This is a genomic window from Streptomyces glaucescens (genome assembly GCF_000761215.1).
Taxonomy (GTDB): domain Bacteria; phylum Actinomycetota; class Actinomycetes; order Streptomycetales; family Streptomycetaceae; genus Streptomyces; species Streptomyces glaucescens_B.
Genome location: NZ_CP009438.1, coordinates 3,616,556 through 3,638,633, shown reverse-complemented (window position 1 = coordinate 3,638,633; position 22,078 = coordinate 3,616,556). Strand labels below are relative to the sequence as shown.

The window sequence follows — 22,078 nt, the reverse complement described above, 5'->3', positions numbered from 1 at the left end:
CTGAGCCACGGACGAGGGGAACGCACCCGTGCGTTCCCCTCGCTCGTTCCCCGGACCGTCCGTCCCGGGCGTTCCGGCTCAGCCGGTCCTCCTGCGGTCGAACCACATCGTCGCCAGGGTCGGCAGCAGCCCCGCCCAGAAGAGCGCCTGGGGGACCGCGCGTCCGGTCCAGGGGACTTCGACGACGAGCAGGGCGCACAGCATCGCCCACGCCGCCTGGGCGAGGACGATCCGGGCCCAGACGCGGCGGCGGACCAGCGAGCGCAGATTGACCCGGACCCCGGCGCGCAGCCGGCGGTACCGCAGCAGCGCGCCCAGGGCCCACACCACCGCCATCGGCACCAGGTCCCAGAGCCGCTGGCCGAGCGGCAGCGGCAGCTCCCGCCGGGTCTCGCCGTGCGTGGCGAACAGGTCGATGCCCACGCCGGCGAGGGCGAGGCAGAGCAGGGCGAGCCAGCGGATGCCGCGCAGCAGCCGGTAGGACGCCTCGTCCAGGCCCTGCCGCATCGGCGCGGAGTCCGGGGCGGCGGCGAGCGCGTCGGCGTACAGGGTGGCGGCCCGGGCGGCGGGCACGCCGGGCGCGGACGCGGCCTTCCGCGTCCGCCGGGCCAGGGCCTCCGGGTGCTGCGGGTCGAGCCGGAGGACGGCCTCGTCCATCCGGTCGGCGGTGGCCCGGTCGCCCGCCATGTCGGCGATCAGCCAGGCGACCTCGTAGGGGTACACCTCCTCCGGGGCCAGCCGGATGGCCTGCTCGGCGAGTTCGGCCGCCTCCCGCAGGGCGGCGGCCTGGTCCTCGCGCCTGACCCGGCCGCCGTTGGCCCGCCCGGAGCGGATGGCCCGGATGCGCCACAGCCAGTTGGCGAGCAGCGCGAGGGCGCGCCAGTTCCCGGGGTCGAGGCGGATCGCCTCGCGCAGGACGTCCTCGGTCTCCAGGAAGCGGCCTGCGGCGCGCAGGGCGTGCGCGTGCATGACGATCGCCCCGACGTCCGAGGAGTCGAGTGCCAGCGCCCGCCGGGTCGCCTCCAGCGCGGCGGCCCCGTCCTGCTCGTCCCCGACCAGGTGGCTGCGGGCCAGCTTGGCCCAGGCCCGGATGTCCTCGGGATCCTCGGCGAGCCGCTCGGCCAGCAGCTCGCGCGCCTCGCCGTTCCGTCCCAGGTCGATGAGCAGGTCGGCCCGCTCCACGGCGGGGTGCTGGGCGGTGCTCACAGCTTGCGCCTCTTCTTCAGGTACGCCACCAGGTCGTCGTACATCCCGCCCTCGTTGGCGAACATCGCCACGTTGCGCGCGGAGGCGAACCACGGCTCGGCGGACGGCACCACGTCCTTCGCCGCGGCCAGCAGGTCCTTCATGCCGATCAGACGGACGGTCCCGGTGCGCGCCGAGTCGAGCAGCGCCCGCTCGGCCGCGGCCTCGCAGAGGTGGGCCAGGTCGGCACCCGACAGGCCGTCGGTGACCTTGACCAGCTTGCCGAGGTCGACGTTCTCGATGGGCCGGTCCCGCAGGTGGTACCGGAGGATCGCCTCGCGGGCCGGCCCGTCGGGCGGCAGGACGAGGATCGTGCGGTCCAGCCGGCCGGGGCGCCGCAGGGCGTTGTCCACGTCCCAGGGCACGTTGGTGGCGGCCAGCACGAACACGCCCTCGTTGGCCGCCGCGTCGATGCCGTCCAGCTCGGTGAGCAGCTGGTTGACCGTGTTGCGCATACCGCTGTGCGCGGTGCGGCTGCGCTTGGCGCCGAGCGCGTCCAGCTCGTCCAGGAACACCACGCAGGGGGCCTGGCGGCGGGCGGTCTGGAACACCTCGTGCATGTTGCGCTCGGAGTTGCCGATCCACATGTCCAGCACGTCGTTCACCGACACCGACAGGAACGCGGCGCCCAGCTCCCCGGCGACGGCCCGCGCGATGAAGGTCTTCCCGCACCCGGGCGGCCCGTACAGCAGCAGCCCGCCGCGCAGGCTCTTGCCGTACAGCTTGCGCAGCTCGGGGTTGCGCAGCGGCGCGAGGAACGCCGCCTCCAGCCGGTCCTTGACGTCCTGCATGCCGCCCACGTCGGCCAGCCGCACCGTGCCGGGCCGCTCGACGTCGAAGGCGTCGGCGCCGCCCGGATCGTCCTGCCCGTCCGCCCGCGCCGGCGCCTCGACGAACCGCGGCGGCACGACGTCACCGACCTGCTGCTCGGCGGCCTTCCAGTCGAAGCCCGGGCGGGGCGCGGGCGGTTGGCCGGGCACGCCCATGGCACGGGCCATCAGGTCCCGGGCCCGGGCGTCGCCCGGCGCGTGCTGCAGGGCCACGGCCACCTCGGCGACCGCGTCCTGCGACCGTCCGGCGTCCAGCAGGAGTTCGGCCAGGTGCAGCCGCAGCGGTACGTCGGCGGGGGCGGCGGCGACTGCCGTCCGCAGACTCTGTAGGAGAGGGGAGTCGTCCGGCATGATCCACAGCCTACGGCCCGCCTGCCGCGCCCGCTCAGGAGGCGGTGGGCGTCCAGCCGCCGAGCCAGTCCGCGACCTCCTGGTCCGCCGCCTGGGAGTCGGTCAGGTGGGGGCGGCTGGAGCTCGCCGCGCCCGCGCCCGGGCCCGTGTTCCGGTACTCCGCGAAGCGGTCGTCCTTCCAGGAGAAGCCGCTCATGTCGGTCCACGGGGCGGTGCGGATCGCGGCGCTCAGGGTGGTGTTGCGGACCGTGGTCTGCGGGTCGAGGGTGGCGTCGCCGCCCGCGTGCCAGGGCCGGCCGAGGTAGAAGGAACGGTCGGACACGTCACCGGTGATCGCCGAGTTGGCGATCAGGATGCCCTTGCGGTTCGCGGCGGTGCTCGGGGCGGTGACGTAACCGGCGGAGGTGCCGTCCCAGCGCTTCTTCAGGGTGATGACGGACCGGTCGATCACGGCGGTGGCGCGGCCGAAGACGAAGTCGACGTTGCCGGTGACGTAGGAGTTGGTCATGTAGACCCGGCCCAGCCTGTCCTTGGCGGCGGTGTCGAGGAGCAGCGTGTCCTGGTCGCCCTCCACGATGACGCCGTCGAGGAACACCTTGTCGGCGGCGGTGCGCAGGGCGACGGCCTGGTGGCCGGAGAGGTGCTGGTTGGCCTTCTCGTCGAAGTCGTTGGCGACGGTCAGGTTGCGGGCCTGGAAGTCGTCCGCCTCGACGGCGACGGTGGCGCTGCCCCCGGTGCCGTAGGTGCCGCCGCCCGGCTTGGGTGTGCCGGACGCGTTGTTGTACACGATCACCGTGTCCCTGCGGCCGGCGCCCGTGCCCTGGATGGTGACGTGCGGCTTGTTCGAGGGGACCTTCACCGTCTCGCGGTAGGTGCCCGGCCTGACCGCGATGACCACCCGTGCGGGGTTGTTCGCGGGCACGGCGTTCACGGCCGCCTGGACGGTGGAGTACTGGCCGGAGCCGTCCTTGGCGACGGTGAGGGTGGTCGCGGCGGCGGTGATGGCGGCCGGCGTGGTCCCGATGGAACCGCGCGGGCCCGCGGCCGACTTGAGCAGCGCGGGGACGTCGGCCGCCTTGTCGAGGGTGTAGTCGTAGTACGCCTTCGGGTCGAAGGCCGTGCCGCCGCTCTCGTTGCGTCCGCTGGTGCCGGGGAAGACGTTGCCGCGCTGGACGACCGACGCCGTGGCGTCCTTGATGACGGGGTTGTTGACGCCCTGGAAGTAGGAGTTCTCCAGGACCATCTTCGTCTTCCCGCGCGAGTAGTTGCCGTAGGAGGAGGTGATGGCGGTGCCCGGGGTGTCCTCCAGGAAGTTGTTGTAGAGGTGCGCGTGGGCGGCGTTGTCCGTGGACGGGTTGCGCTGCTCGGTCTCGCGGATCCAGTTGTGGTGGATCGTGATGTCGGTCCTGACGTTCTCGGTCCAGCCGATGCCGAAGGTCTTGTTGTTGTCGCTCAGCCTGTTCCACGACACCGTGACGTTCGTGCTGTCCTTGCGGACGTCGATGAGCCCGTCCGCCATGTGCCGCAGGTCGTTGTGGTCGATCCAGACGTGGTGGGCGCCGTCCAGCTGGATCGCGTCGTAGTCGTGCTCCTTGTCGTTCCAGACGCCCTGGTACGCGTCCCGGATCGTCAGGTTGCGGATGATCACGTTGTGGACGCCGGAGCCGAGGAAGAAGCCGCCGCCGACGATGTGCCCCGAGGTGCCGGAGCCGACGATGGTCTTGTCGGACCGGACCTTGATCTCCTTGCCGGCCGGGGACATGGTGATCGTCCCCGCGACGACGATGACGTACGGCCCCTCGGCGGTCGCGTACTTCTCCAGGTCCGCGAGCGTCCTCACGGTGACGACCGGTCCGCCCCGCCCGCCGTACGTGCCGTTCTGCCCCAAGGAGTTCACGGAGGCGAAGCCGTCGGCGGTGGCCGTCGCCCACGCCGGCGCCTCGGCCGCGGCCGCCTCGCGCTGCGCGTCCGCGCCGACGAGGAGCACACCCGCGGCGGTCAGGGCGAGGGGGACACCGACGGCGAGCGCCGTCGTGCTGCGCCTGCGGTGCCGGGGCTTTCCACGGGTCGTCTCACTCATGCGGGTTCCGTTCCGTGCGAGGGGATGGTCGACGGGTAGTCGCCGCGGGCGGCGGAAGGGTTGCCGCGCGTCCGAACGAACCCGGGGGGCCCGGCGTCGGAGTGGGTGACGAGAGGGGGCCCGCATGAAGGCCCGGATGAAGGCCGTACGAGGACTGACGGTGCTGCTGCTCGCGCTGACCGGATGCGCGGCGGGGGAGGGCGGGGGCGACGCGGCGGCCTCCTGCGCCTACCTGGTGCGGTACGAGGGGCGGACGTACCTGGACCGGTCGGGCGTCGGCTTCGAGGCGGCCGAACGCATCGGCACCGCGGTCCTGCCGCCCTGCGACGACACCCCGGGCGACGGGGAGCCGGGCAGCCCCCCCACCTCCGTCCGGGCCTACCGGGTGGTGGGCTGGGACCCCGCGGAGGCCATCGCGGTGGGCACGTCCCCGCGGGACGCGGTCTTCGTGGCAGTCAGTCCGGACGAGGCGTCGCCCCGGCCCGGGCACCTCGGCTGACCGCGACCCGGAGCACCTCCTCCAGCGACTCGACGGCCCGGGTGAGCGCGAACCGCACGGCCCGCTCACCGGCCCCGGCGTCGGCGAGGACGGCTCCGGCACCCGCGAGTACCTGCTCCGCGGAGCGGAGCTGGGCGGCCTCGATGTCGTCCGCGAGCCGTGAGAGCGGGCTGTGCGGGTCGTCGCTGCTGAGGTAGCAGGGCTTGCCGTCGGCGCCCGTCCAGGGGAGCAGCCTCATGCGGACACCTCCACGGCGAGTCCTTCGGGGGCGAGCAGGTAGGGGCGTACGAGCGGGGTGTCGAGCCAGACGGGCTCCGTGGCGCGGGGCGGGGAGTGCTCCGGGGCCGGTGCCGGCGGGGACGCCGTGGAGCGGTGGCGTCCCCCGGCGGGCAGCAGGAGCCGTACGAGGGCGAGCAGGACGGTCTCGCACAGCGCGGCGAGGCGCAGGCGGAGGCGCAGTGGCATGGAGGTGCCCTTCCGGGGCCTGACGGGGTCGTTGACGAGCGGCGATCACCGTTCGTGTCCCGATGGTCACTGATGGCGCGTACGCTGCGGAAGAGGTTCGGTGTTGCCTGGCGCCCAGGCAACGGGGAGGGGTGACGTGGGCGAGAGGGTTGACGCTCAGCCGGTTTCCGGGCGGGCGATGCTCGGGCAGACGCTCCGGGTCCTGCGGGAGAAGGCGGGGAAGTCACTGGGGCAGCTGGCCGACGAGACCGGGTACGAGAAGAGCTATCTGAGCCGCCTGGAGTCGGGTGAGCGGCTGTCCAAGGTGACGGTCATGGAGGACCTGGACGGCTACTACGGCACCGGAGACCTGCTGTTGAGCCACTGGAAGGCGGCTCGGCTGGATGCGTTCAAGGACCAGTACAAGGAGTACATGGCCTTGGAGGCGACGGCGCGGATCATGTGGGTGTTCTCGCTCGGAGTCCCAGGGCTTCTGCAGACCGAGGACTTCGCTCGGGAGGTGTTGTCTGGCGCCCAGACAACGGCGGACGGTGACGAGGCCGTCGAGGAGCAGGTGGCCGCACGGCTCGGCCGCCAGTACCTGCTGAGGCAGAAGCCGGAACCTGAAGTACGTGTGATCGTGGACGAGTTCGCGCTGCGACGCCCCGCTGCCCGGGGCAAGACCTGGGAGGCCCAGCTGCTGCACCTCGAGGCCGCCGCACTCTGGCCCAATGTGGCGCTTCAGGTACTGCCGTTCACTTCGGGAGCGCACCACCATATGAACGGATCGCTGACGCTGCTCTGGCAGAAGGACGGAAGCGCTGTTGCCTACACGGAAGGCAACAGCAGCGGCCGGCTGATCGAGGATGCAGACGAGGTTCTCCGAGAGCGATCGTCCTACGATCGGCTCCGCGACCTGGCGTTGTCCCCGTCGGACTCGCTCGCGTTCATCAGGGGCGTACTGGAGGAGCAACGATCATGACGAACACTCCCGATCTCACCACCGCAGTGTGGCGCAAGTCGTCCTACAGCGACGGGGGAGCCAACAACTGCGTCGAGGTCGCCGACAACTGCCCCGGCATGATCCCCGTCCGCGACAGCAAGCTCTCGGCCGGCCCGGTGCTCGTGTTCGGTGAGGAGTCGTGGGCGGCGTTCCTGGCGGGCGTCAAAGGGTGAAGGAGAGGCAGACCGTGAGCCCAGCCCCTGACCTCAGCGCCGCCGCGTGGCGCAAGTCGTCCTTCAGCGAAGGGGGAGCCAACGACTGCGTCGAGGTCGCCGACAACTGCCCCGGCATGATCCCCGTCCGCGACAGCAAGCTTTCGGCCGGCCCGGTGCTCGTGTTCGGTGAGGAGCCGTGGGCGGCGTTCCTGGCGGGCGTCAAGGGCTGAGGGGACTTCCTCAGACGGACGGCAGGTCCTCCGGGGGCGGCGTCGGTGCTCCCGGCAGGCGGATCGTCACCAGCGTGCCGCCGTCCTCCGCCGGGGTCAGGGCGACCTCGCCGCCCGCCTGCTGGACCGTGCGGGCCACGATCGACAGGCCGAGGCCGGAACCCGGCAGGGCCCGCGCGCTCGGGCTGCGCCAGAAGCGGTCGAAGACGTGCGGGAGTTCGTCGGCGGGGATGCCGGGGCCGTGGTCGCGGACGGTGAGGACGCCGCCGGCGAGGCGTACGTCGATCCGGCCGCCCCCGGGACTGAACTTCACCGCGTTGTCGAGGACGTTGACCACCGCCCGCTCCAGCGCGGGGGGCTCCGCCCGCACGTACCACGGCCGCACGTCCGCCGTGATCGTCAGCTCCGGGCCGCGCAGCCGGGCCCGGCGCAGGGCCGACTCCACCGCCTCGTGGAACGGGACCACCGGGGTGCCGCCGCCGTGCTGGCCGGTGTCCGGGCGGGACAGTTCCTGGAGGTCGCCGATCAGCGCCGCCAGCTCCGTCATCTGCGCCTTGACCGAGGCGAGCAGCGCCTTGCGGTCGGCCTCCGGGATCGGGCGGCCGGTCTCCTCGCTGCGGGTGAGGAGTTCGATGTTGGTGCGCAGCGAGGTGAGCGGGGTGCGCAGTTCGTGGCCGGCGTCCGCGATCAGCTGCTGCTGGAGGTCGCGGGAGCTGGCCAGCGCGGACGTCATCGAGTTGAAGGAGCGGGAGAGCCGGGCGATCTCGTCGTCGTCCGCGTCCTCGACGGGGATGCGGATGGCCAGGTCCTCCGTGCGGGCCACGTGTTCCACGGCCTCCGTCAGCCGGTCGACCGGGCGCAGACCGGCCCGCGCCACGGCGAGGCCCGCGGCGCCCGCGCCCACCACTCCGATGCCGGAGACCGCGAGCAGCACCCAGGCCAGCGAGGACAGCGGTTTCGTGACGTCCCCGAGCGGCTTGGCCACGGAGACGGCGATCCCCGGCTGGACCGCGCCGGTGCCGCGGTCGACGACGGGGCGGGTGTAGACGCGGACGGCCGTGCCGTCGGTGGTCCTGCCGGAGTGCAGGGCCGTCTCCGCCTCGCCGTCGGCGACGGCCAGGTCGGCGTCCTGCACGGGGACGCCCTCGATGCCGGGGTTGGCGCAGGTGGTGCCGTCGGAGTAGAGGATCGTGACGATGGGGGAGGTGGGGGGCAGCGGGAGTTGCCGGGGCTCGGCCTGCCGGCAGTTGTCCAGCATCAGCTGGAGCAGCCCGGTGGAGACCTGTTCGCTGCGCAGCTGCTCGTCGAGCTGGCCGTACAGCCGCTCGCGCACGAGGAACCAGCAGGTCACCGAGACCGCCGCGACCGCGAACGCCACCGCCGCCGCGACCAGCAGCGCCAGCCGGGACCGGATCGGCAGGCCGCGCAGGCGGCGTACTGCCTTGTTCACCGCGTGCCTGCCTCGTTCACTCGCTGCCCGTCCTGATCACTCGCTGTCCGCCCCGTTCACTCGCCGCCGCCCTGGCGCAGGACGTACCCGACGCCGCGCACGGTGTGCACGAGCCGCGGCTCGCCCCCGGCCTCCGTCTTGCGGCGCAGGTACATGACGTACACGTCCAGGGAGTTCGACGACGGTTCGAAGTCGAAGCCCCAGACCGCCTTGAGGATCTGCTCGCGGGTGAGGACCTGGCGCGGGTGCGCCATGAACATCTCCAGCAGGGTGAACTCGGTCCGGGTCAGCTCCACCGCCCGTCCGCCGCGGGTGACCTCGCGGGTCGCGAGGTCCATGCGCAGGTCGGCGAAGGCCAGCACGTCGCCGTCGCCGGCCGTGGCGCCCGCGACCGCCGCCGCGTAGGAGCTGCGCCGCAGCAGGGCCCGGATACGGGCGAAGAGCTCGTCGAGTTCGAACGGCTTGACCAGATAGTCGTCCGCCCCGGCGTCCAGCCCCGTCACCCGGTCGCCGACCGTGTCGCGGGCGGTGAGCATGAGGATCGGCGTGGTGTCCCCGGCGCCCCGGATCCGCCGCGCCGCGGTCAGCCCGTCCATGCGCGGCATCTGGATGTCGAGGACGACGAGGTCGGGCCGGTACGCGGTCGCCTTGTCCAGGGCGTCCGCGCCGTCGACGGCGACCTCGGTGTCGTATCCCTCGAAGGCCAGGCTGCGCTGGAGCGCTTCGCGTACCGCGGGCTCGTCGTCGACGATCAGGATGCGCTGGGGGGCACGGTCGCCTTCGGCGGGGCTCATGGCTCGTTCCTCGGGTGGGGTGCGGCGGGCGGGGGCTGTCGTTCTCAGCCTCGCATGTCCGCTCAGCCGGTGGCTCCGGCCCGCAGTTTCGCCAGGTCGGCCTTGACGGTGTCGACCGGGATGGCGAAGCCGAGGCCGACGCTGCCGGCGTCGGAGGAGGAGGAACCGCTCGCGGAGTACATCGCCGAGTTAATGCCGATGACGGCGCCGTTCATGTCGATCAGCGCGCCGCCGGAGTTGCCGGGGTTGAGGGACGCGTCGGTCTGGATGGCCTTGTACGTCGTGGTGGACGATCCGGTGTCACCGTTGAACTCGCGGCCGCCGAACTCGAACGGCCAGCCGCCGCCGGGCTGCTGCTGTTGCTGCCCCTCCTCGGTGGGGACGGTGACGTCACGGTCGAGGGCGGAGACGATGCCGCTGGTCACCGTGCCGGTCAGGCCCTCGGGGGAGCCGATGGCGACGACCTGGTCGCCGACCCGCACCCGGGAGGAGTCGCCGAGGGTGGCGGCCTTCAGCCCGGAGGCGTTCTCCACCTGGATGAGGGCGAGGTCCTTGCCGCTGTCGGTGCCGACGATCCGGGCGGTGTACTCCTCGCCGTCGCTGGTCCGCACGGTGATCCGCGAGGCGCCGGAGACGACGTGGTTGTTGGTGACGATCTCGCCGTCGCCGGTGATGATCACGCCGGAGCCGGTGGACGACCCGGCGCCGGAGGTGGCGCTGATCTCGACGATGCTCGGGCTGACCGCCTTGGCGACGCCGGCGACCGTGCCCTTCTGGCTGACCGGGACCGCGTCGGCGCCGGTGGCGCCGGCCGCGACGGAGGAGGTGCCGCCGGTCAGCTCCTGGATGCCGTACGCCGTGCCGCCGCCGACCGCGGCGGCCGTGATCGCGACGGCGGTGAGCAGGGCCACGGGCCCGCTCTTCCTGGTGCGCCGCCGGGACACGGGCTCCCTGAGGAGCGCGGTGGGCTGCTGCGGCGGGTACGCCGGCGGGGGCGGCCACTCGGGGTTCACGTTGCTCTCGGTCATGTCCATGAGCTTCGCGCCCGACCATGAGAGCCACCTGAGTGCCGCCTGAGAAGCCCGGCAGAACCTCGTATGCCCGATATAAGGGCCGGAGCCGCCCGCCTTCCACCACGCGCGCGTCAACGGCGCTCCGGCCCTCGTCGCCGTGCTCGGGGACCGGGTCGTCGGCACCGTCACGTTCGACCTCGCCGACGGGCGGATCGCCACCGTGCGCGGTATCGCCGCCCCCGCCCGGCTGGGCCGCCTCGACGAAGCCTGGCGGCGGCACCGACCGGGCACGCCGCTCGTCACCCGGTGGTGACCCGCGCCGGGGAAGGGGGGCGCCGCGAGAGGGACGCCGCGAGGATCCCGTGAGGGGTCACTCGCAGCCGCAGGACCGCCGTGTCACCAGCCGGGACGGGAACACCTTCAGCCGCTCCCGCCGGGAGCCGGTCACCCGCACCCCGTCGTCCAGGACGAGGTCCACCGCGGCCCGCGCCATCGCCGAGCGGTCCGAGGCGACCGTGGTCAGGGGCGGGTCGGCGAGGGCCGCTTCCTTGATGTCGTCGAAGCCGGCCACCGCCAGTTCACCGGGGACGTCGATGCGCAGCTCGCGGGCGGCGCGCAGCAGGCCGATGGCCTGGTCGTCGGTGGAGCAGAAGATCGCCGGGGGCCGGTCCGGCCCGGACAGCACCTCCAGGCCCACCCGGTAGGCGTCGTAGCGGTTGTACGGCGCCTCGAAGAGCCGGCCCTCGGTGGGGATGCCGGCCTCGTCCATGGCGCGGCGCCAGCCCTCGACGTGGTCGGAGACGGGGTCGCCGACGGCGGGGGTCTCGGCGGTGCCGCCCATGCAGGCGACGTACTCGTAGCCGTGCTCCAGGAGGTGGCGTACGGCGAGCTGGGCGCCGCCCAGGTCGTCGGTGACGACGGCGACGTCGTCGATGGACTCGGGGCGCTCGTGCAGCAGCACGATCCGCGCGTCCCAGGCCTCGATCTCGGCGGCGGCGAGGTCGTTCAGCGCGTGCGAGACGAGGATCAGGCCGGAGACCCGCATGCCGAGGAAGGCCCGCAGGTAGTGGACCTCGCGCTCGCCGACGTAGTCGGTGTTGCCGACGAGGACCATCTTGCCGCGCTCGGAGGCGGCCTGTTCGACGGCGTGCGCCATCTCCCCGAAGAAGGGCTGGCGGGCGTCGGGGATGATCAGGCCTATGAGGTCGGTGCGGCGGGAGGCCATGGCCTGGGCGACCCGGTCGGGCCGGTACCCCAGTTCCTTGATCGCGGCGAGGACGCGCTCGCGCGTGGCCGGGGCGACCGGCCGGGGTCCGTTGTTGATGACGTAGCTGACGACGGCGGTGGAAGTTCCCGCCAGCCGCGCCACATCGTCCCGAGTCACCTTGGCCACGCGCGGAGTCTACGCGGAGAGACCCGCTCTGGGCAGGGCGTCTTGCGCCTTGGCCACACCCGTGCGGGGTACGGCCCGCGGTGTCCGATATGCGGGCCGGTCCGCGGATCAGGCGTCGGTGGCGACGGAAGCGGACAGGCTGTCCGCCTTGTCCGTCTTGTTCGTGTTGTCTCTCGCGCGCTCGGCCTTCGCCTTGGCCTCTTCCGCGGCGCGCTCCACCTTCTCGGGGGTGACGAACCGGTAGCCGACGTTGCGGACGGTGCCGATCAGCGACTCGTGCTCCGGGCCGAGCTTGGCCCGCAGCCGCCGTACGTGCACGTCGACCGTCCGGGTGCCGCCGAAGTAGTCGTAGCCCCAGACCTCCTGGAGCAGCTGGGCGCGGGTGAAGACCCGGCCCGGGTGCTGGGCGAGGTACTTCAGCAGCTCGAACTCCTTGAAGGTCAGGTCGAGGACCCGGCCCTTGAGCTTGGCGGAGTACGTCGCCTCGTCCACCGACAGGTCGCCGTTGCGGATCTCCATCGGCGAGTCGTCGGCCACGATCTGCTGGCGGCCCATGGCGAGCCGCAGCCGCGCCTCCACCTCGGCCGGTCCGGCCGTGTCGAGGAGGACGTCGTCGATGCCCCAGTCGGCGGTGACGGCGGCGAGGCCGCCCTCGGTCACGACGAGGACCAGCGGACAGCCGGGCCCGGTCGAGCGCAGCAGCTGGCACAGGCTGCGGACCTGCGGGAGGTCGCGGCGGCCGTCGATCAGGATGACGTCGGCACCCGGGGTGTCGACGAGGGCCGGCCCCTCCGCCGGGGCCACCCGCACGTTGTGCAGCAGCAGGCCGAGAGCGGGCAGCACCTCCGTCGACGGCTGGAGGGCGTTGGTGAGGAGCAGCAGAGAGCTCATCGCGCCCCACCTGCCCGGGTCGTCGTCATACGTTCGTGCACGGTTCGCTCGCCCATAACGTCTGGTTCCTCCTCGGTCCCTGCGATGGGGGTACCGCCCACGCTTTCGCCGTGGGGGAGTTTGCGGCCCTGCTTCGTACGGTGCGGCTCCCGCGCCCTGGGAAACCGCGGCGGCCGGGGCCGCTGTGTTGCCACTCATGCGATCGAACGGCCCGTACACCCGCGGTCTCCCGCTTCGTATACAACGCTTCCGAAAGCACAAAAGGACCCGGGGGCTGCGTTGCCCGAGTCCTCTGCCCAGCAGAATAGCCCACATGAGCTCAGGTCCGGCAGGTCATGTGGCCCGATCCACCCCACCATCGACCGTTCGTCCACACTCCGAGACGAGCCGGGCGAGCGGACCGGCCCGAAAGCGGACGTTCCTGCACACGGCCGACGGTGTGCCGATCGAAGCCGTGTACGAACCGGCGGCCGTCGGCGCCCCCGGCACCTCCCGGCCCGCCGCCGGTCACCTCGTGTTCGTGGTGGCGCACGGCTTCACCGGCGACGTCGGCCGCCCGCACGTGCGCCGGATCGCGCGCGCCCTCGCGCGCCACGGCGCCGTCGTCACCTTCTCCTTCCGCGGCCACGGCGCCTCCGGCGGCCGGTCCACCGTCGGCGACCGCGAGGTGCTGGACCTCGCCGCCGCGGTGGACTGGGCGCGCGGCTTCGGGCACGCGCGCGTGGTGACCGTCGGGTTCTCCATGGGCGGCTCCGTGGTGCTGCGGCACGCGGCGCTGCACCGGGAGCAGGAGCCGGCCGCGGTGGTCTCGGTCAGCGCGCCGGCCCGCTGGTACTACCGGGGCACCGCCCCCATGCGCCGGCTGCACTGGCTGGTGACCCGCCCCGCGGGCCGCCTGGTCGGCCGCTACGGCTTCCGCACCCGCATCCACCACCGCGACTGGGACCCGGTCCCGCTCTCCCCGGTGGAGGCGGTGCCGCGGATCGCCCCCACCCCGCTGCTCGTCGTGCACGGCGACCGCGACGGCTACTTCCCGCTGGACCACCCGTACGCGCTGGCCGCGGCGGCCGGCGAGCACGGCGAACTCTGGATCGAACCCGGCATGGGCCACGCCGAACACGCGGCCGGCGAGGCCCTGCTCGCCCGGATCGGGGACTGGGCCGCCGGCGCGGCGGGGATTTGACGGCAGGGCCTAGCCTGGCCGTGTCACGAGTGGACTGACGTGAGGGACGAGATGGCAAAGGTCACGGTGCGCTACTGGGCCGCCGCGAAGGCCGCGGCCGGGGTCGCCGACGAGCGGTACGAGGCGGCCACGCTCGCCGACGCCCTCGCCGCGGTGCGGGAGCGGCACCCCGGCGAACTCGCGCGCGTGCTGCGCCGCTGCTCGTTCCTCGTCGACGGGGACCCCGTCGGGACCCGCGGGCATGACACGGTAAGGCTGGCCGACGGCGGCACGGTCGAGGTGCTCCCGCCGTTCGCAGGAGGGTGACCAGACCGATGAACGACCAGCAGCCGTACGACGGGTACGCGGGAGAGCCGTACCAGGGGTACGAGGGACAGGGCCCCCGGCACTACCAGGAGTACCAGCAGTACGAGCAGTACCAGCAGTATCAGGAGCCCCAGGGCTACCCGCAGCCCCAGCAGCCCGGCGAGTACCGGCAGCCCCAGCCTGGGCAGTACCAGCAGTACCAGCAGCCCGACCCGTACGGGCACCAGACCGCGTACCAGGACCCGTACGCCGCCGCCCCGTACCCCCAGCAGGGGGAGGGGCGGACCTGGGACCCCCGGCTTCAGCAGGCGACGGCGGAACACGCGCCGCAGTCCCCGCCCTACGCCCCGCAGCAGGCCCACGAGCCCCCGGCGTCCGTCGCGGCGCCGGAGCCCGCCCCTGAGCCGCAGCCGGTGCTCACCGCGGCCCAGCGGGCCCGCGCCGAGGGCCGCTCCCCGATCATCGAGCCGGGCCCGCAGCCCGCCGCGCTCACCGCGCTGCTCGGTCTGCTGCTCTCCGGCGCGGCGGCGGCCGGCTCGTACGCGCTGCTGGTGCCGCTGGTCGTCCTCCAGGCGGTCACCGCCGCCGGCTGGTTCCGGCTGAACGGCATGTGGCCGGCCCGGCAGGGCATCGCGCTGGCCTTCCTGGGGGCGCTCACCGCGGACGCGGCGCTGCTGGTGGCGGGCCGCGACAACGGCCCGGCGGCGATCCTCGGGGCGCTCGGCGTCTGGGTGCTGCTGTCGCTGGTCCTCCAGCTCCGTTCGCACGCCGACCCGGACGAACGGCTGTACGGCCTGATGGCCACGGTCGTCTCGGCGGCCCTGGCGGTCGTGGCGGCCGGCTATCTGGCGGCCGAGCCCGACGCGGTGACCATCGCCGCGGCGGCGGTCGCGGTCGCCGTCCTCGCCCGCGCGCTGCCGCTGCCGGCCCCGGTGTCCGTGGTCGTCGCGCTGCTCGCCGCCGCGGGCGCGGGCATCGCGGTGGGCGGCATGACCGGGGTGGGGCGCGAGGGCGCGCTGCTCGGCGCGGCGGCCGCGGTGTGCGCCCTGATCGGCCACCGGGTCGCGAGCTACGACTACCCCTCCCGCTTCGTCCACTTCACCGCGGGCGTCGCGCTGCCGCTGAGCGCCGCGGCGCCGGTGGCGTGGGTGCTGGGCAGGGCGCTGGGCTGAGCGGACGGGCGCGCGGCGCCTGTCACAAACGATCCACAAACCCGCGGCCGGACCACCCGGCGGGGTTACGTTGGCGGTCGTTGCCGAAGGCCGAAGTGGGGAAAGATGCGTGCGCTGCGAATACTCCTGATCGTCGTCGTGATTCTCGGCGGACTCTTCGTGGCCGTGGACCGCATCGCCGTGCACTTCGCCGAGGGCGAGGTCGCCGACCGGCTGAAGGCGAGCGAGAACCTGTCCGCCACCCCGGACGTGTCGATCAACGGCTTCCCGTTCCTGACCCAGCTCGCGGGCGGCGAACTGGACGAGGTCGAGGTCGGGATCCACGACTACGAGGCCGCGGCGGGCGACGGGGAGAAGATCCGCATCGACGACCTGCGGGCGCGGATGCGGGGTGTCCGGTTCTCCGGGGACTACAGCTCCGCGACGGCCGCCTCCGCCACCGGCACGGCGACCATCTCCTACGACGAGCTGCTGAAGGCCGCCAAGTCCGAGCCGACCGAGGTGGCGCCCGGAATCACCGCCCGCGTGGTGAGCCTCGGCGACGGCGGCAACGGAAAGATCAAGGTCGGCGTCGAGGCGGACGTCCCGGTCCTCGGCACCCAGCGCCTGTCCGTGCTGAGCACGGTCAGGGTCGAGGGCGAGAAGGTCGAGGTGCGCACCGACTCGCTGCCGCAGCTGGCGGGGCTCGACCTGGCGGAGGAGTCGGTGCGGCAGATCACGGACTTCCAGCAGGCCATCGACGACCTGCCGGGCGGCGTCCGGCTGGACAAGGTCGAGGCGGCGGCGGACGGCGTGGAGATCTCGGTGAAGGGTTCGGACGTCCGGCTGGCCGGGTAGGAACGCGGCGGACGGCGTCCGGTGGACACGGTGTGTCCGACTGGCGAGACGTCCGGTCCGACGCGCGGAGACAGCAGGGAAAAAGAGGGCCCGGGAGCCGTGCGACGGCGGCCCGGGCCCTGCTGTGTTCCCGGAATGCGGACGCTCCCGTCTCACGATGCGACACGCCGGTGACACGCCCGCCCGTCCGTCCCTACGATCGACGCCATGAAGCGACAGGCGGATCTCACCAAGCGGCGGGCAGTGGACCTGTGCCGCGTTGCCGCCATGCTCTGTCGCACCGTCTGAGCGGCAGCACCGCCTCCCGCCTTCACCCCCCGCCCTGCCCAGGGCATTCCGTGCGCCGCGCCGCCCCGCGGCACCTCACGCGCACGCCTCTCACTCGCACGCCCCGCCGTAACTGCCCCGGAGGAGAAAGAGCATGAGCCGCAGCGACGTCCTGGTCGACGCCGACTGGCTGCAGGACAACCTCGACAACCCCGACATCGCGATCGTGGAGGTCGACGAGGACACGTCCGCGTACGACAAGAACCACATCCGCAACGCGATCAAGATCGACTGGACGCAGGACCTCCAGGACCCGGTCCGCCGCGACTTCATCGACCAGGAGGGCTTCGAGAAGCTCCTCTCCGCCAAGGGCATCGCCAACGACACCCTGGTGGTCCTCTACGGCGGCAACAACAACTGGTTCGCGTCGTACGCCTACTGGTACTTCAAGCTCTACGGCCACGACAACGTCAAGCTGCTCGACGGCGGCCGCAAGAAGTGGGAGCTGGACGCCCGCGAGCTGGTCGAGGAGGTCCCCGAGCGCCCGGCGACCGAGTACAAGGCCAAGCCGCAGAACACCGCGATCCGCGCCTTCCGCGACGACGTCGTCAACGCCATCGGCAGCCAGAACCTGGTCGACGTCCGCTCGCCCGACGAGTTCTCCGGCAAGCTGCTCGCCCCGGCCCACCTGCCGCAGGAGCAGTCGCAGCGCCCCGGCCACGTCCCGACCGCCCGCAACATCCCGTGGTCGAAGAACGCCAACGACGACGGCACGTTCAAGTCGGACGACGAGCTGAGGAAGCTCTACGAAGAGGAGAGCATCGACCTCTCCAAGGACACCATCGCCTACTGCCGCATCGGCGAGCGCTCCGCGCTGACCTGGTTCGTCCTGCACGAGCTGCTCGGCGTGGAGAACGTCAAGAACTACGACGGCTCCTGGACCGAGTACGGCTCCCTCGTCGGCGTGCCGATCGAGCTCGGCGCCGCGAAGTAACCCTCGGCAAGCAACCGATCCGACCGGCCTTCCGGTCAGACCCCTCTTGGAGAAAGACATGTGTGGAGCGAAGGCCGGCGGCCCCGACGCCTCGACGATCAAGCCCGGTGAGACCACCATCCAGGGCCAGGTGACCCGCGACGGCGAGCCGGTGACCGGCTACGTCCGGCTGCTGGACTCGACCGGCGAGTTCACCGCGGAGGTCCCCACCTCCGCCACGGGCCAGTTCCGCTTCTACGCGGCCGAGGGCACCTGGACCGTCCGCGCCCTCGTCCCCGGCGGCACCGCCGACCGCACGGTCGTCGTCGCCGAGAAGGGCGCCCTCGCCGAGGTCGCGATCGCGGTCTGACGAGGACCCCGTACGGCGGAAGGGCCGCACCCCCCGGGTTGGACGCCTGGGGTGCGGCCCTTCTCCGTGCCCGCCACCGCGCCTACGCTGGACACATGTACGCGCGGCGGCGTCATGTGTACTTCGCCCTGATGGGCACCTGCCTGGTGCTCTTCGTCCTGGCGTGGGCCGTCGTGCGCCTGTGGTCGACCGAGGCGGCCGTCGCCATGTGCGTGGTCGCGATGGTCATCCCGCCCGTCGCCGCGATGACCGCCAACCGGCGCGGCCCCGACGACCGCTGGTGGGACGACCCGTCGGGCGACCCCCGGTCCGACGAGTGGTGGGACGAGCTGGACGGCAGGAAACCGCCGGGGTGACGGCGCCGCCCCGCGGGGTACCCACCCGCCATGAGACTCGTGGCGGCGACCCTGGACGCACCGGGCGCGCGTGAGCTGGCGGACTTCTACCTGCGTCTGCTGCCCGGCTGGCGGGTGTGCGAGGACGGCCCGGACTGGGTGCACATCCGCCCGCCGGACGGCGGCACCGGACTGTCCTTCCAGACCGAGCCCCACTACGCGCCGCCCGTCTGGCCGAGCGGGCCGGACCGGCAGCAGATGATGATCCACCTGGACATCGAGGTCGACGACCTGGAACGCGAGACCGCGCGCGCCGTCGCCGAGGGCGCCCGGCCGGCCGCGTACCAGCCGCAGGCACACGTACGGGTCCTGCTCGACCCGGCCGGCCACCCCTTCTGCCTCTACGTGGACCGTCAGTAGACGAGCGCCTGGGCGTCCTCCGCCAGCGCCTCCTGCACGAAGACCTGCGCGCCCGCGATCCGCACGCCCTCGATGACGTCCTGCTCCGTGATGTCCCGCCGGGCCGCGCACTGGGTGCACAGGGTCAGCCGGCCCGCGGCGAGGACCGAGTCGATCAGGTCGGGCAGCGGCGCCGCGTGCGGCAGCTCGAACTCGGCCGCCCGGCCGGGCAGCGCGAACCAGGCGGACTCGCCGGTCAGCCAGACGGAGACGTCCACCCCGCTGGCCACGGCCACCGCCGCCACCGTGAACGCCTGCGAGCACCGCTCGGGGGCATCGGCCCCCGCCGTCACCTTGATCACGAGCTTCTTCGCCATAGCCGGAATCGTAGTGCGCGAGGCACCCGCGTAAGCTGGGCACGGCCTTGTGTACCGCTCACCCTCGCCCAACAAGGAGCACGCCGTGGAGCTCTTCTTCGAAATCCTGCTGGTCCTGGTCGCCGTCGGCGTTCTCGCCTTCGCCGGTCTGACCGTGAAGAAGCTGTACCAGGGCCAGCGCTGACCACCCCGAGGAACCTCTGCTCATGATCGAGATCCCGTCCGACCTCCACAAGGACCTGGTCCCCCTCGCCTTCCTGCTCGGCAACTGGGCGGGTGCGGGCGTGCACGACTTCCCCGGCTCGGAGAAGTGCAACTTCGGGCAGGAGGTCAGCTTCACCCACGACGGCCGGGACTTCCTGGAGTACCACTCCCAGACCTGGGTGCTGGACAAGGACGGCAACAAGGTGCGCCCGCTGGAGTCGGAGCACGGCTTCTGGCGGATCGACGCGGACCGCAAGGTCGAGGTCACGATGACCCGCGACGACGGTGTCATCGAGATCTGGTACGGCGAGATGGCCCACCAGAAGCCGCAGATCGACCTGGTCACGGACGCCGTCGCGCGTACCGCCGCGTCCCGGCCGTACACCGGCGGCAAGCGCCTGTACGGCTACGTCAAGAGCGACCTGATGTGGGTCGGCGAGAAGCAGACCCCCGAGGTCGAGCTGCGCCCCTACATGTCGGCGCACCTGAAGAAGGTCGTCACCCCGGAGGACGTCGAGCGCTGGGCGAAGGCCCTGCCCGACGACATGCCGGATGACGGCATCGCCTTCTTCAAGTAGCTCTTAGACTTCCAGTGTGGTGAGCACCGACTGGAAGAGCGACCTGCGGCAGCGCGGCTACCGGCTGACCCCGCAGCGGCAACTCGTGCTCGAAGCCGTGGACACCCTGGAGCACGCGACCCCCGACGACATCCTCAGCGAGGTGAGGAAGACGGCGTCGGGGGTCAACATTTCCACGGTCTACCGCACCCTGGAACTGCTGGAGGAGCTGGGGCTGGTCAGCCACGCCCACCTCGGGCACGGGGCGCCGACGTACCACCTCGCCGACCGGCACCACCACATCCACCTGGTGTGCCGGGACTGCTCCGGGGTCATCGAGGCGGATGTGGACGTGGCCGCCGAGTTCACCGCGAAGCTGCGCGAGCAGTTCGGTTTCGACACGGACATGAAGCACTTCGCGATCTTCGGCCGGTGCGAGGACTGCTCCCACAAGGGTTCAAGTACCGAGTCGTAGGCTTGGATCCATGAAGAGCCCCCTGCTGTCCCTGCCCGGCGCGGTCCCCGCCGAGGGCGTGGACGAAGGCGTCGCCGCCCACTACGGCGACCTGTTCCGCGAGCAGCGCGCCCTCGCCGCCGGCACCGGTTTCGTCGACCTGTCGCACCGCGGGGTCGTCACCGTCACCGGCGAGGACCGGCTGAGCTGGCTGCATCTGCTGCTCACCCAGCACGTCAGCGAACTCCCCGCGGGCGAGGCCACCGAGGCGCTGATCCTCTCCGCGCACGGCCACATCGAACACGCCCTGTACCTCGTCGACGACGGCGAGACGGTCTGGGCGCACATCGAGCCCGGCACCCAGGACGCGCTGGTCCAGTACCTGGAGTCGATGAAGTTCTTCTACCGGGTGGAGGTCGCCGACCGCACCGCGGACTTCGCCGTCGTCCACCTGCCCGCCGGTTCCATCGCCGAGGCCCCGGACGGGGTCGTCGTGCGGCAGACGGCGTACGGCCGTGACCTCTTCCTGCCGCGCGAACGCCTGGAGGAGTACGCGGCGCGGACCGGGCCCGCGGCCGGGCTGCTGGCGTACGAGGCGCTGCGCGTCGAGCACCACCGGCCGCGCCTGGGCTTCGAGACCGACCACCGGACCATCCCGCACGAGCTGGGCTGGATCGGCTCGGCCGTGCACCTGCAGAAGGGCTGCTACCGGGGACAGGAGACCGTGGCCCGGGTGCAGAACCTGGGCAAGCCGCCGCGCCGGCTGGTCTTCCTGCACCTGGACGGCAGCGAGGTGCACCTGCCCCCGGCCGGCACCGGGATCCGGCTCGCCGACGAGGGCCCCGACGGGCGGAAGATCGGCTTCGTCACCACGTCCGTACGCCACCACGAGCTGGGCCCGGTCGCCCTCGCCCTGGTGAAGCGGAACGTGCCCGTGGACGCCCGGCTGGTCGCCGGGGACACGGCGGCGGCGCAGGAAGTCGTCGTGGAGCCGTAGGGGCCGCGGGCTCAGATCTCCAGCAGGACGGTGAACGGGCCGTCGTTCGTCAGCGACACCCGCATCTGTGCGCCGAACCGGCCCGTCTCCACCGTCGCGCCCAGCTCCCGCAGCCGGGCGACCACCTCGTCGACCAGCGGCTCGGCCACGGCGCCGGGCGCGGCGGCGTTCCAGGTGGGGCGGCGGCCCTTGCGGGCGTCGCCGTAGAGGGTGAACTGACTGATCACCAGCAGCGGGGCGTCGATGTCGCTGCACGACTTCTCGTCCTGGAGCATCCGCAGGGTCCACAGCTTGCGGGCGAGCTGGGCCGCCTTCTCCTCGGTGTCCTCGTGGGTCACCCCCACCAGCACGCACAGGCCCTCGCCGACGATCTCCCCCACGGTCCGGCCGTCCACCACGACGCTCGCGCCGTCCACCCTCTGCACCACAGCTCGCATAGGGCCATCATGCCGTGGCCGCTTTTCGATCCCTAACCCGTCCATCTGGGGCCGTTCGGGGGCACTCGGTCACATAGCGGCCACTGGGGGTGGCACGATGCTTCCCACACACCGGTCGAGGGGACGGTAGAGGCACATGAGCACACCGAGCACGGGTGAGGAAGTGGGGACACTGCGGCCGCCCGCGCAGCGCACCGGCAGTCCCGGCGGCCCGGACGGCGTCGGCCACGCGCCACTGCTGCCCGATCCGCCCGAGCCCGACCTGGCCGCGCTGAGCCTGCCGGAGCTGCGGGCGCTGCGCCGGGACGCCCAGCGCGACGAGGCGGACCTCAGTTACGTACGGCGGCTGCTCCAGGGCCGGATCGACATCCTGCGCGCGGAGCTCGCGCGGCGCGGACCGGCGCCCGTGCTGGCCGTGGCGGTGGCGTCCGTGGTGGAGCGGCTGCCCGAGATCCTGACCGACGCCCCGGCGCGGCAGCGCTCCTCGGCCCGGCACGTCACGCTGGGGACGCCGCAGAACGAGGAGTACCGGCGGCTGGCCGCCGAGATGCTGGGCGGGGTCGAACTGTCCGCGCTGGACGCCCGCACGGACACGGAGCTGGCCGACGGCATCGGGCGGCTCGTCCGCTGCGAGCAGCAGGTGTCCGGGCGCCGCCAGCGGCTGCAGCGCACCGCCGACGAGTGCAGCGCGGAGATCGCCCGGCGGTACCGGGACGGAGAGGCGCAGGTCGACGACCTGCTGCTGTGAGGCGACCGGGCGGCCGGTCCCTCGGGGGGCCCGGGGCGGGCGGGCCGTAAATCCATGCGACGGGCCGGGGCGCGGCCCCTAACG

General features: G+C 72.6%; 30 protein-coding genes. 18 read left to right on the top strand and 12 right to left on the bottom strand.

Going from position 1 to position 22,078, the window contains the following annotated elements:
- Positions 1-78: 78 nt before the first annotated feature.
- From SGLAU_RS15745 to SGLAU_RS15735, 3 genes are read right to left on the bottom strand one after another with little or no spacing between them, the layout of a single operon-like run.
- Positions 79-1,206 carry a tetratricopeptide repeat protein gene (locus SGLAU_RS15745; RefSeq protein ID WP_043502083.1) on the bottom strand — a complete coding sequence of 376 codons (1,128 nt, stop codon included), beginning with the start codon at positions 1,204-1,206 and terminating at the stop codon, positions 79-81.
- The gene (locus SGLAU_RS15740) at positions 1,203-2,426 is read right to left on the bottom strand and encodes an ATP-binding protein (RefSeq protein ID WP_043502081.1); all 1,224 of its coding nucleotides are present in this window, start codon (positions 2,424-2,426) and stop codon (positions 1,203-1,205) included. Before SGLAU_RS15740 ends, SGLAU_RS15745 begins: the two co-directional genes overlap by 4 nt.
- A 34-nt stretch (positions 2,427-2,460) precedes the next feature.
- The gene (locus SGLAU_RS15735; protein ID WP_043502080.1) at positions 2,461-4,506 is read right to left on the bottom strand and encodes a pectinesterase family protein; all 2,046 of its coding nucleotides are present in this window, start codon (positions 4,504-4,506) and stop codon (positions 2,461-2,463) included.
- Between the two features lie 124 nt (positions 4,507-4,630).
- Here SGLAU_RS15735 and SGLAU_RS32920 point away from each other — a divergent pair, with 124 nt between their 5' ends.
- Positions 4,631-5,005 (top strand): DUF6281 family protein, encoded by a 375-nt coding sequence (locus SGLAU_RS32920; protein ID WP_052413771.1) that lies wholly within the window; start codon positions 4,631-4,633, stop codon positions 5,003-5,005.
- Here the strand turns inward: SGLAU_RS32920 and SGLAU_RS15725 are convergent.
- Entirely contained in the window at positions 4,962-5,243 is a 282-nt protein-coding gene (locus tag SGLAU_RS15725; RefSeq protein WP_043502079.1) for a hypothetical protein, read from the bottom strand. The two genes, SGLAU_RS32920 and SGLAU_RS15725, sit on opposite strands and share 44 nt — an antisense overlap.
- A complete protein-coding gene (locus SGLAU_RS15720) occupies positions 5,240-5,470 on the bottom strand; it encodes a hypothetical protein (RefSeq protein WP_043502077.1) in 231 nt (76 codons plus the stop codon). Before SGLAU_RS15720 ends, SGLAU_RS15725 begins: the two co-directional genes overlap by 4 nt.
- Before the next feature lie 136 nt (positions 5,471-5,606).
- Between SGLAU_RS15720 and SGLAU_RS15715 the strand changes: the two genes are divergently transcribed.
- Genes SGLAU_RS15715 through SGLAU_RS15705 form a run of 3 tightly spaced genes read left to right on the top strand, consistent with a single transcriptional unit; the run spans position 5,607 to position 6,837 of the window.
- The gene (locus tag SGLAU_RS15715) at positions 5,607-6,431 is read left to right on the top strand and encodes a helix-turn-helix domain-containing protein (RefSeq protein WP_043502076.1); all 825 of its coding nucleotides are present in this window, start codon (positions 5,607-5,609) and stop codon (positions 6,429-6,431) included.
- Positions 6,428-6,625, top strand: coding sequence for a DUF397 domain-containing protein (locus tag SGLAU_RS15710; protein ID WP_043502073.1), 198 nt, complete (start codon positions 6,428-6,430; stop codon positions 6,623-6,625). Before SGLAU_RS15715 ends, SGLAU_RS15710 begins: the two co-directional genes overlap by 4 nt.
- A gap of 14 nt (positions 6,626-6,639) precedes the next feature.
- A complete protein-coding gene (locus SGLAU_RS15705; protein ID WP_043506657.1) occupies positions 6,640-6,837 on the top strand; it encodes a DUF397 domain-containing protein in 198 nt (65 codons plus the stop codon).
- 10 nt (positions 6,838-6,847) lie between these two features.
- Here the strand turns inward: SGLAU_RS15705 and SGLAU_RS15700 are convergent, their stop codons facing one another.
- The 3 genes from SGLAU_RS15700 to SGLAU_RS15690 form a co-directional block, all read right to left on the bottom strand.
- Positions 6,848-8,287: a sensor histidine kinase gene (locus tag SGLAU_RS15700; protein ID WP_043502072.1), complete on the bottom strand. Its 1,440-nt coding sequence runs from the start codon at positions 8,285-8,287 to the stop codon at positions 6,848-6,850.
- A gap of 56 nt (positions 8,288-8,343) precedes the next feature.
- On the bottom strand, positions 8,344-9,081 hold the full coding sequence (locus SGLAU_RS15695) for a response regulator transcription factor (RefSeq protein ID WP_043502071.1): 738 nt from the start codon (positions 9,079-9,081) through the stop codon (positions 8,344-8,346).
- Between the two features lie 62 nt (positions 9,082-9,143).
- The gene (locus tag SGLAU_RS15690) at positions 9,144-10,115 is read right to left on the bottom strand and encodes a S1C family serine protease (protein ID WP_043502069.1); all 972 of its coding nucleotides are present in this window, start codon (positions 10,113-10,115) and stop codon (positions 9,144-9,146) included.
- A gap of 136 nt (positions 10,116-10,251) precedes the next feature.
- Between SGLAU_RS15690 and SGLAU_RS33645 the strand changes: the two genes are divergently transcribed.
- Positions 10,252-10,407: a hypothetical protein gene (locus SGLAU_RS33645; RefSeq protein ID WP_412556230.1), complete on the top strand. Its 156-nt coding sequence runs from the start codon at positions 10,252-10,254 to the stop codon at positions 10,405-10,407.
- Positions 10,408-10,464: 57 nt separating this feature from the next.
- On the opposite strand, the gene SGLAU_RS15685 is transcribed toward SGLAU_RS33645, so the two are convergent.
- Both SGLAU_RS15685 and SGLAU_RS15680 read right to left on the bottom strand, forming a co-directional pair.
- Positions 10,465-11,487 carry a LacI family DNA-binding transcriptional regulator gene (locus SGLAU_RS15685; RefSeq protein WP_078957733.1) on the bottom strand — a complete coding sequence of 341 codons (1,023 nt, stop codon included), beginning with the start codon at positions 11,485-11,487 and terminating at the stop codon, positions 10,465-10,467.
- A 108-nt stretch (positions 11,488-11,595) separates the two neighbouring features.
- Positions 11,596-12,378, bottom strand: a complete 783-nt coding sequence (locus SGLAU_RS15680; RefSeq protein ID WP_043502066.1) for a winged-helix domain-containing protein — start codon at positions 12,376-12,378, stop codon at positions 11,596-11,598.
- A 313-nt stretch (positions 12,379-12,691) separates the two neighbouring features.
- Between SGLAU_RS15680 and SGLAU_RS15675 the strand changes: the two genes are divergently transcribed.
- From SGLAU_RS15675 to SGLAU_RS15640, 9 genes are all read left to right on the top strand, one after another.
- Positions 12,692-13,561, top strand: a complete 870-nt coding sequence (locus tag SGLAU_RS15675) for an alpha/beta hydrolase (protein WP_052413770.1) — start codon at positions 12,692-12,694, stop codon at positions 13,559-13,561.
- 51 nt (positions 13,562-13,612) lie between these two features.
- The gene (locus tag SGLAU_RS15670; RefSeq protein ID WP_043506656.1) at positions 13,613-13,867 is read left to right on the top strand and encodes a MoaD/ThiS family protein; all 255 of its coding nucleotides are present in this window, start codon (positions 13,613-13,615) and stop codon (positions 13,865-13,867) included.
- Positions 13,868-13,875: 8 nt separating this feature from the next.
- Positions 13,876-15,039, top strand: a complete 1,164-nt coding sequence (locus tag SGLAU_RS15665) for a hypothetical protein (RefSeq protein ID WP_043502062.1) — start codon at positions 13,876-13,878, stop codon at positions 15,037-15,039.
- Positions 15,040-15,144: 105 nt separating this feature from the next.
- Positions 15,145-15,876 carry a DUF2993 domain-containing protein gene (locus SGLAU_RS15660; protein WP_043502061.1) on the top strand — a complete coding sequence of 244 codons (732 nt, stop codon included), beginning with the start codon at positions 15,145-15,147 and terminating at the stop codon, positions 15,874-15,876.
- Between the two features lie 207 nt (positions 15,877-16,083).
- Positions 16,084-16,164 (top strand): putative leader peptide, encoded by an 81-nt coding sequence (locus SGLAU_RS36945; RefSeq protein ID WP_350203226.1) that lies wholly within the window; start codon positions 16,084-16,086, stop codon positions 16,162-16,164.
- Between the two features lie 133 nt (positions 16,165-16,297).
- Positions 16,298-17,137, top strand: a complete 840-nt coding sequence (locus SGLAU_RS15655) for a sulfurtransferase (protein ID WP_043502059.1) — start codon at positions 16,298-16,300, stop codon at positions 17,135-17,137.
- Positions 17,138-17,195: 58 nt separating this feature from the next.
- Entirely contained in the window at positions 17,196-17,486 is a 291-nt protein-coding gene (locus tag SGLAU_RS15650; RefSeq protein ID WP_043502058.1) for a DUF1416 domain-containing protein, read from the top strand.
- A gap of 95 nt (positions 17,487-17,581) precedes the next feature.
- Positions 17,582-17,842 (top strand): DUF3099 domain-containing protein, encoded by a 261-nt coding sequence (locus SGLAU_RS15645; protein ID WP_043502056.1) that lies wholly within the window; start codon positions 17,582-17,584, stop codon positions 17,840-17,842.
- Positions 17,843-17,872: 30 nt separating this feature from the next.
- Positions 17,873-18,241, top strand: a complete 369-nt coding sequence (locus SGLAU_RS15640; RefSeq protein ID WP_043502054.1) for a VOC family protein — start codon at positions 17,873-17,875, stop codon at positions 18,239-18,241.
- On the opposite strand, the gene SGLAU_RS15635 is transcribed toward SGLAU_RS15640, so the two are convergent.
- Complete coding sequence (locus SGLAU_RS15635; protein ID WP_043502053.1) at positions 18,235-18,597, bottom strand: DsrE family protein; 363 nt, start codon at positions 18,595-18,597, stop codon at positions 18,235-18,237. The genes SGLAU_RS15640 and SGLAU_RS15635 overlap by 7 nt on opposite strands.
- A 206-nt stretch (positions 18,598-18,803) precedes the next feature.
- On the opposite strand from SGLAU_RS15635, the gene SGLAU_RS15625 reads away from it, so the two are divergent.
- From SGLAU_RS15625 to SGLAU_RS15615, 3 genes are read left to right on the top strand one after another with little or no spacing between them, the layout of a single operon-like run.
- Positions 18,804-19,379: an FABP family protein gene (locus SGLAU_RS15625; RefSeq protein ID WP_043502050.1), complete on the top strand. Its 576-nt coding sequence runs from the start codon at positions 18,804-18,806 to the stop codon at positions 19,377-19,379.
- A 16-nt stretch (positions 19,380-19,395) separates the two neighbouring features.
- Complete coding sequence (locus SGLAU_RS15620; protein ID WP_043502048.1) at positions 19,396-19,833, top strand: Fur family transcriptional regulator; 438 nt, start codon at positions 19,396-19,398, stop codon at positions 19,831-19,833.
- A gap of 10 nt (positions 19,834-19,843) precedes the next feature.
- A complete protein-coding gene (locus SGLAU_RS15615) occupies positions 19,844-20,809 on the top strand; it encodes a YgfZ/GcvT domain-containing protein (protein WP_043502047.1) in 966 nt (321 codons plus the stop codon).
- An 11-nt stretch (positions 20,810-20,820) separates the two neighbouring features.
- Here the strand turns inward: SGLAU_RS15615 and dtd are convergent, their stop codons facing one another.
- Positions 20,821-21,246 carry a D-aminoacyl-tRNA deacylase gene (gene dtd / locus SGLAU_RS15610; protein ID WP_043502046.1) on the bottom strand — a complete coding sequence of 142 codons (426 nt, stop codon included), beginning with the start codon at positions 21,244-21,246 and terminating at the stop codon, positions 20,821-20,823.
- Positions 21,247-21,382: 136 nt separating this feature from the next.
- Between dtd and SGLAU_RS15605 the strand changes: the two genes are divergently transcribed.
- A complete protein-coding gene (locus tag SGLAU_RS15605; RefSeq protein WP_043502044.1) occupies positions 21,383-21,994 on the top strand; it encodes a hypothetical protein in 612 nt (203 codons plus the stop codon).
- Positions 21,995-22,078: the final 84 nt, after the last annotated feature.

Bases quoted from the DNA above. Each gene is read 5' to 3' on its own strand.
- SGLAU_RS15695 (WP_043502071.1), bottom strand. From the start codon at position 9,081: ATGAGCCCCGCCGAAGGCGACCGTGCCCCCCAGCGCATCCTGATCGTC.
- SGLAU_RS32920 (WP_052413771.1), top strand. From the start codon at position 4,631: ATGAAGGCCCGGATGAAGGCCGTACGAGGACTGACGGTGCTGCTGCTC.
- SGLAU_RS15625 (WP_043502050.1), top strand. From the start codon at position 18,804: ATGATCGAGATCCCGTCCGACCTCCACAAGGACCTGGTCCCCCTCGCC.
- SGLAU_RS15645 (WP_043502056.1), top strand. From the start codon at position 17,582: ATGTACGCGCGGCGGCGTCATGTGTACTTCGCCCTGATGGGCACCTGC.
- SGLAU_RS15725 (WP_043502079.1), bottom strand. From the start codon at position 5,243: ATGAGGCTGCTCCCCTGGACGGGCGCCGACGGCAAGCCCTGCTACCTC.
- SGLAU_RS15665 (WP_043502062.1), top strand. From the start codon at position 13,876: ATGAACGACCAGCAGCCGTACGACGGGTACGCGGGAGAGCCGTACCAG.
- SGLAU_RS15710 (WP_043502073.1), top strand. From the start codon at position 6,428: ATGACGAACACTCCCGATCTCACCACCGCAGTGTGGCGCAAGTCGTCC.
- SGLAU_RS15615 (WP_043502047.1), top strand. From the start codon at position 19,844: ATGAAGAGCCCCCTGCTGTCCCTGCCCGGCGCGGTCCCCGCCGAGGGC.
- SGLAU_RS15655 (WP_043502059.1), top strand. From the start codon at position 16,298: ATGAGCCGCAGCGACGTCCTGGTCGACGCCGACTGGCTGCAGGACAAC.
- SGLAU_RS15660 (WP_043502061.1), top strand. From the start codon at position 15,145: ATGCGTGCGCTGCGAATACTCCTGATCGTCGTCGTGATTCTCGGCGGA.
- SGLAU_RS15675 (WP_052413770.1), top strand. From the start codon at position 12,692: ATGAGCTCAGGTCCGGCAGGTCATGTGGCCCGATCCACCCCACCATCG.
- SGLAU_RS15605 (WP_043502044.1), top strand. From the start codon at position 21,383: ATGAGCACACCGAGCACGGGTGAGGAAGTGGGGACACTGCGGCCGCCC.
- SGLAU_RS15690 (WP_043502069.1), bottom strand. From the start codon at position 10,115: ATGGACATGACCGAGAGCAACGTGAACCCCGAGTGGCCGCCCCCGCCG.
- SGLAU_RS15640 (WP_043502054.1), top strand. From the start codon at position 17,873: ATGAGACTCGTGGCGGCGACCCTGGACGCACCGGGCGCGCGTGAGCTG.
- dtd (WP_043502046.1), bottom strand. From the start codon at position 21,246: ATGCGAGCTGTGGTGCAGAGGGTGGACGGCGCGAGCGTCGTGGTGGAC.
- SGLAU_RS15740 (WP_043502081.1), bottom strand. From the start codon at position 2,426: ATGCCGGACGACTCCCCTCTCCTACAGAGTCTGCGGACGGCAGTCGCC.
- SGLAU_RS15650 (WP_043502058.1), top strand. From the start codon at position 17,196: ATGTGTGGAGCGAAGGCCGGCGGCCCCGACGCCTCGACGATCAAGCCC.
- SGLAU_RS15720 (WP_043502077.1), bottom strand. From the start codon at position 5,470: ATGCCACTGCGCCTCCGCCTGCGCCTCGCCGCGCTGTGCGAGACCGTC.
- SGLAU_RS36945 (WP_350203226.1), top strand. From the start codon at position 16,084: ATGAAGCGACAGGCGGATCTCACCAAGCGGCGGGCAGTGGACCTGTGC.
- SGLAU_RS15735 (WP_043502080.1), bottom strand. From the start codon at position 4,506: ATGAGTGAGACGACCCGTGGAAAGCCCCGGCACCGCAGGCGCAGCACG.
- SGLAU_RS15680 (WP_043502066.1), bottom strand. From the start codon at position 12,378: ATGAGCTCTCTGCTGCTCCTCACCAACGCCCTCCAGCCGTCGACGGAG.
- SGLAU_RS15670 (WP_043506656.1), top strand. From the start codon at position 13,613: ATGGCAAAGGTCACGGTGCGCTACTGGGCCGCCGCGAAGGCCGCGGCC.
- SGLAU_RS15635 (WP_043502053.1), bottom strand. From the start codon at position 18,597: ATGGCGAAGAAGCTCGTGATCAAGGTGACGGCGGGGGCCGATGCCCCC.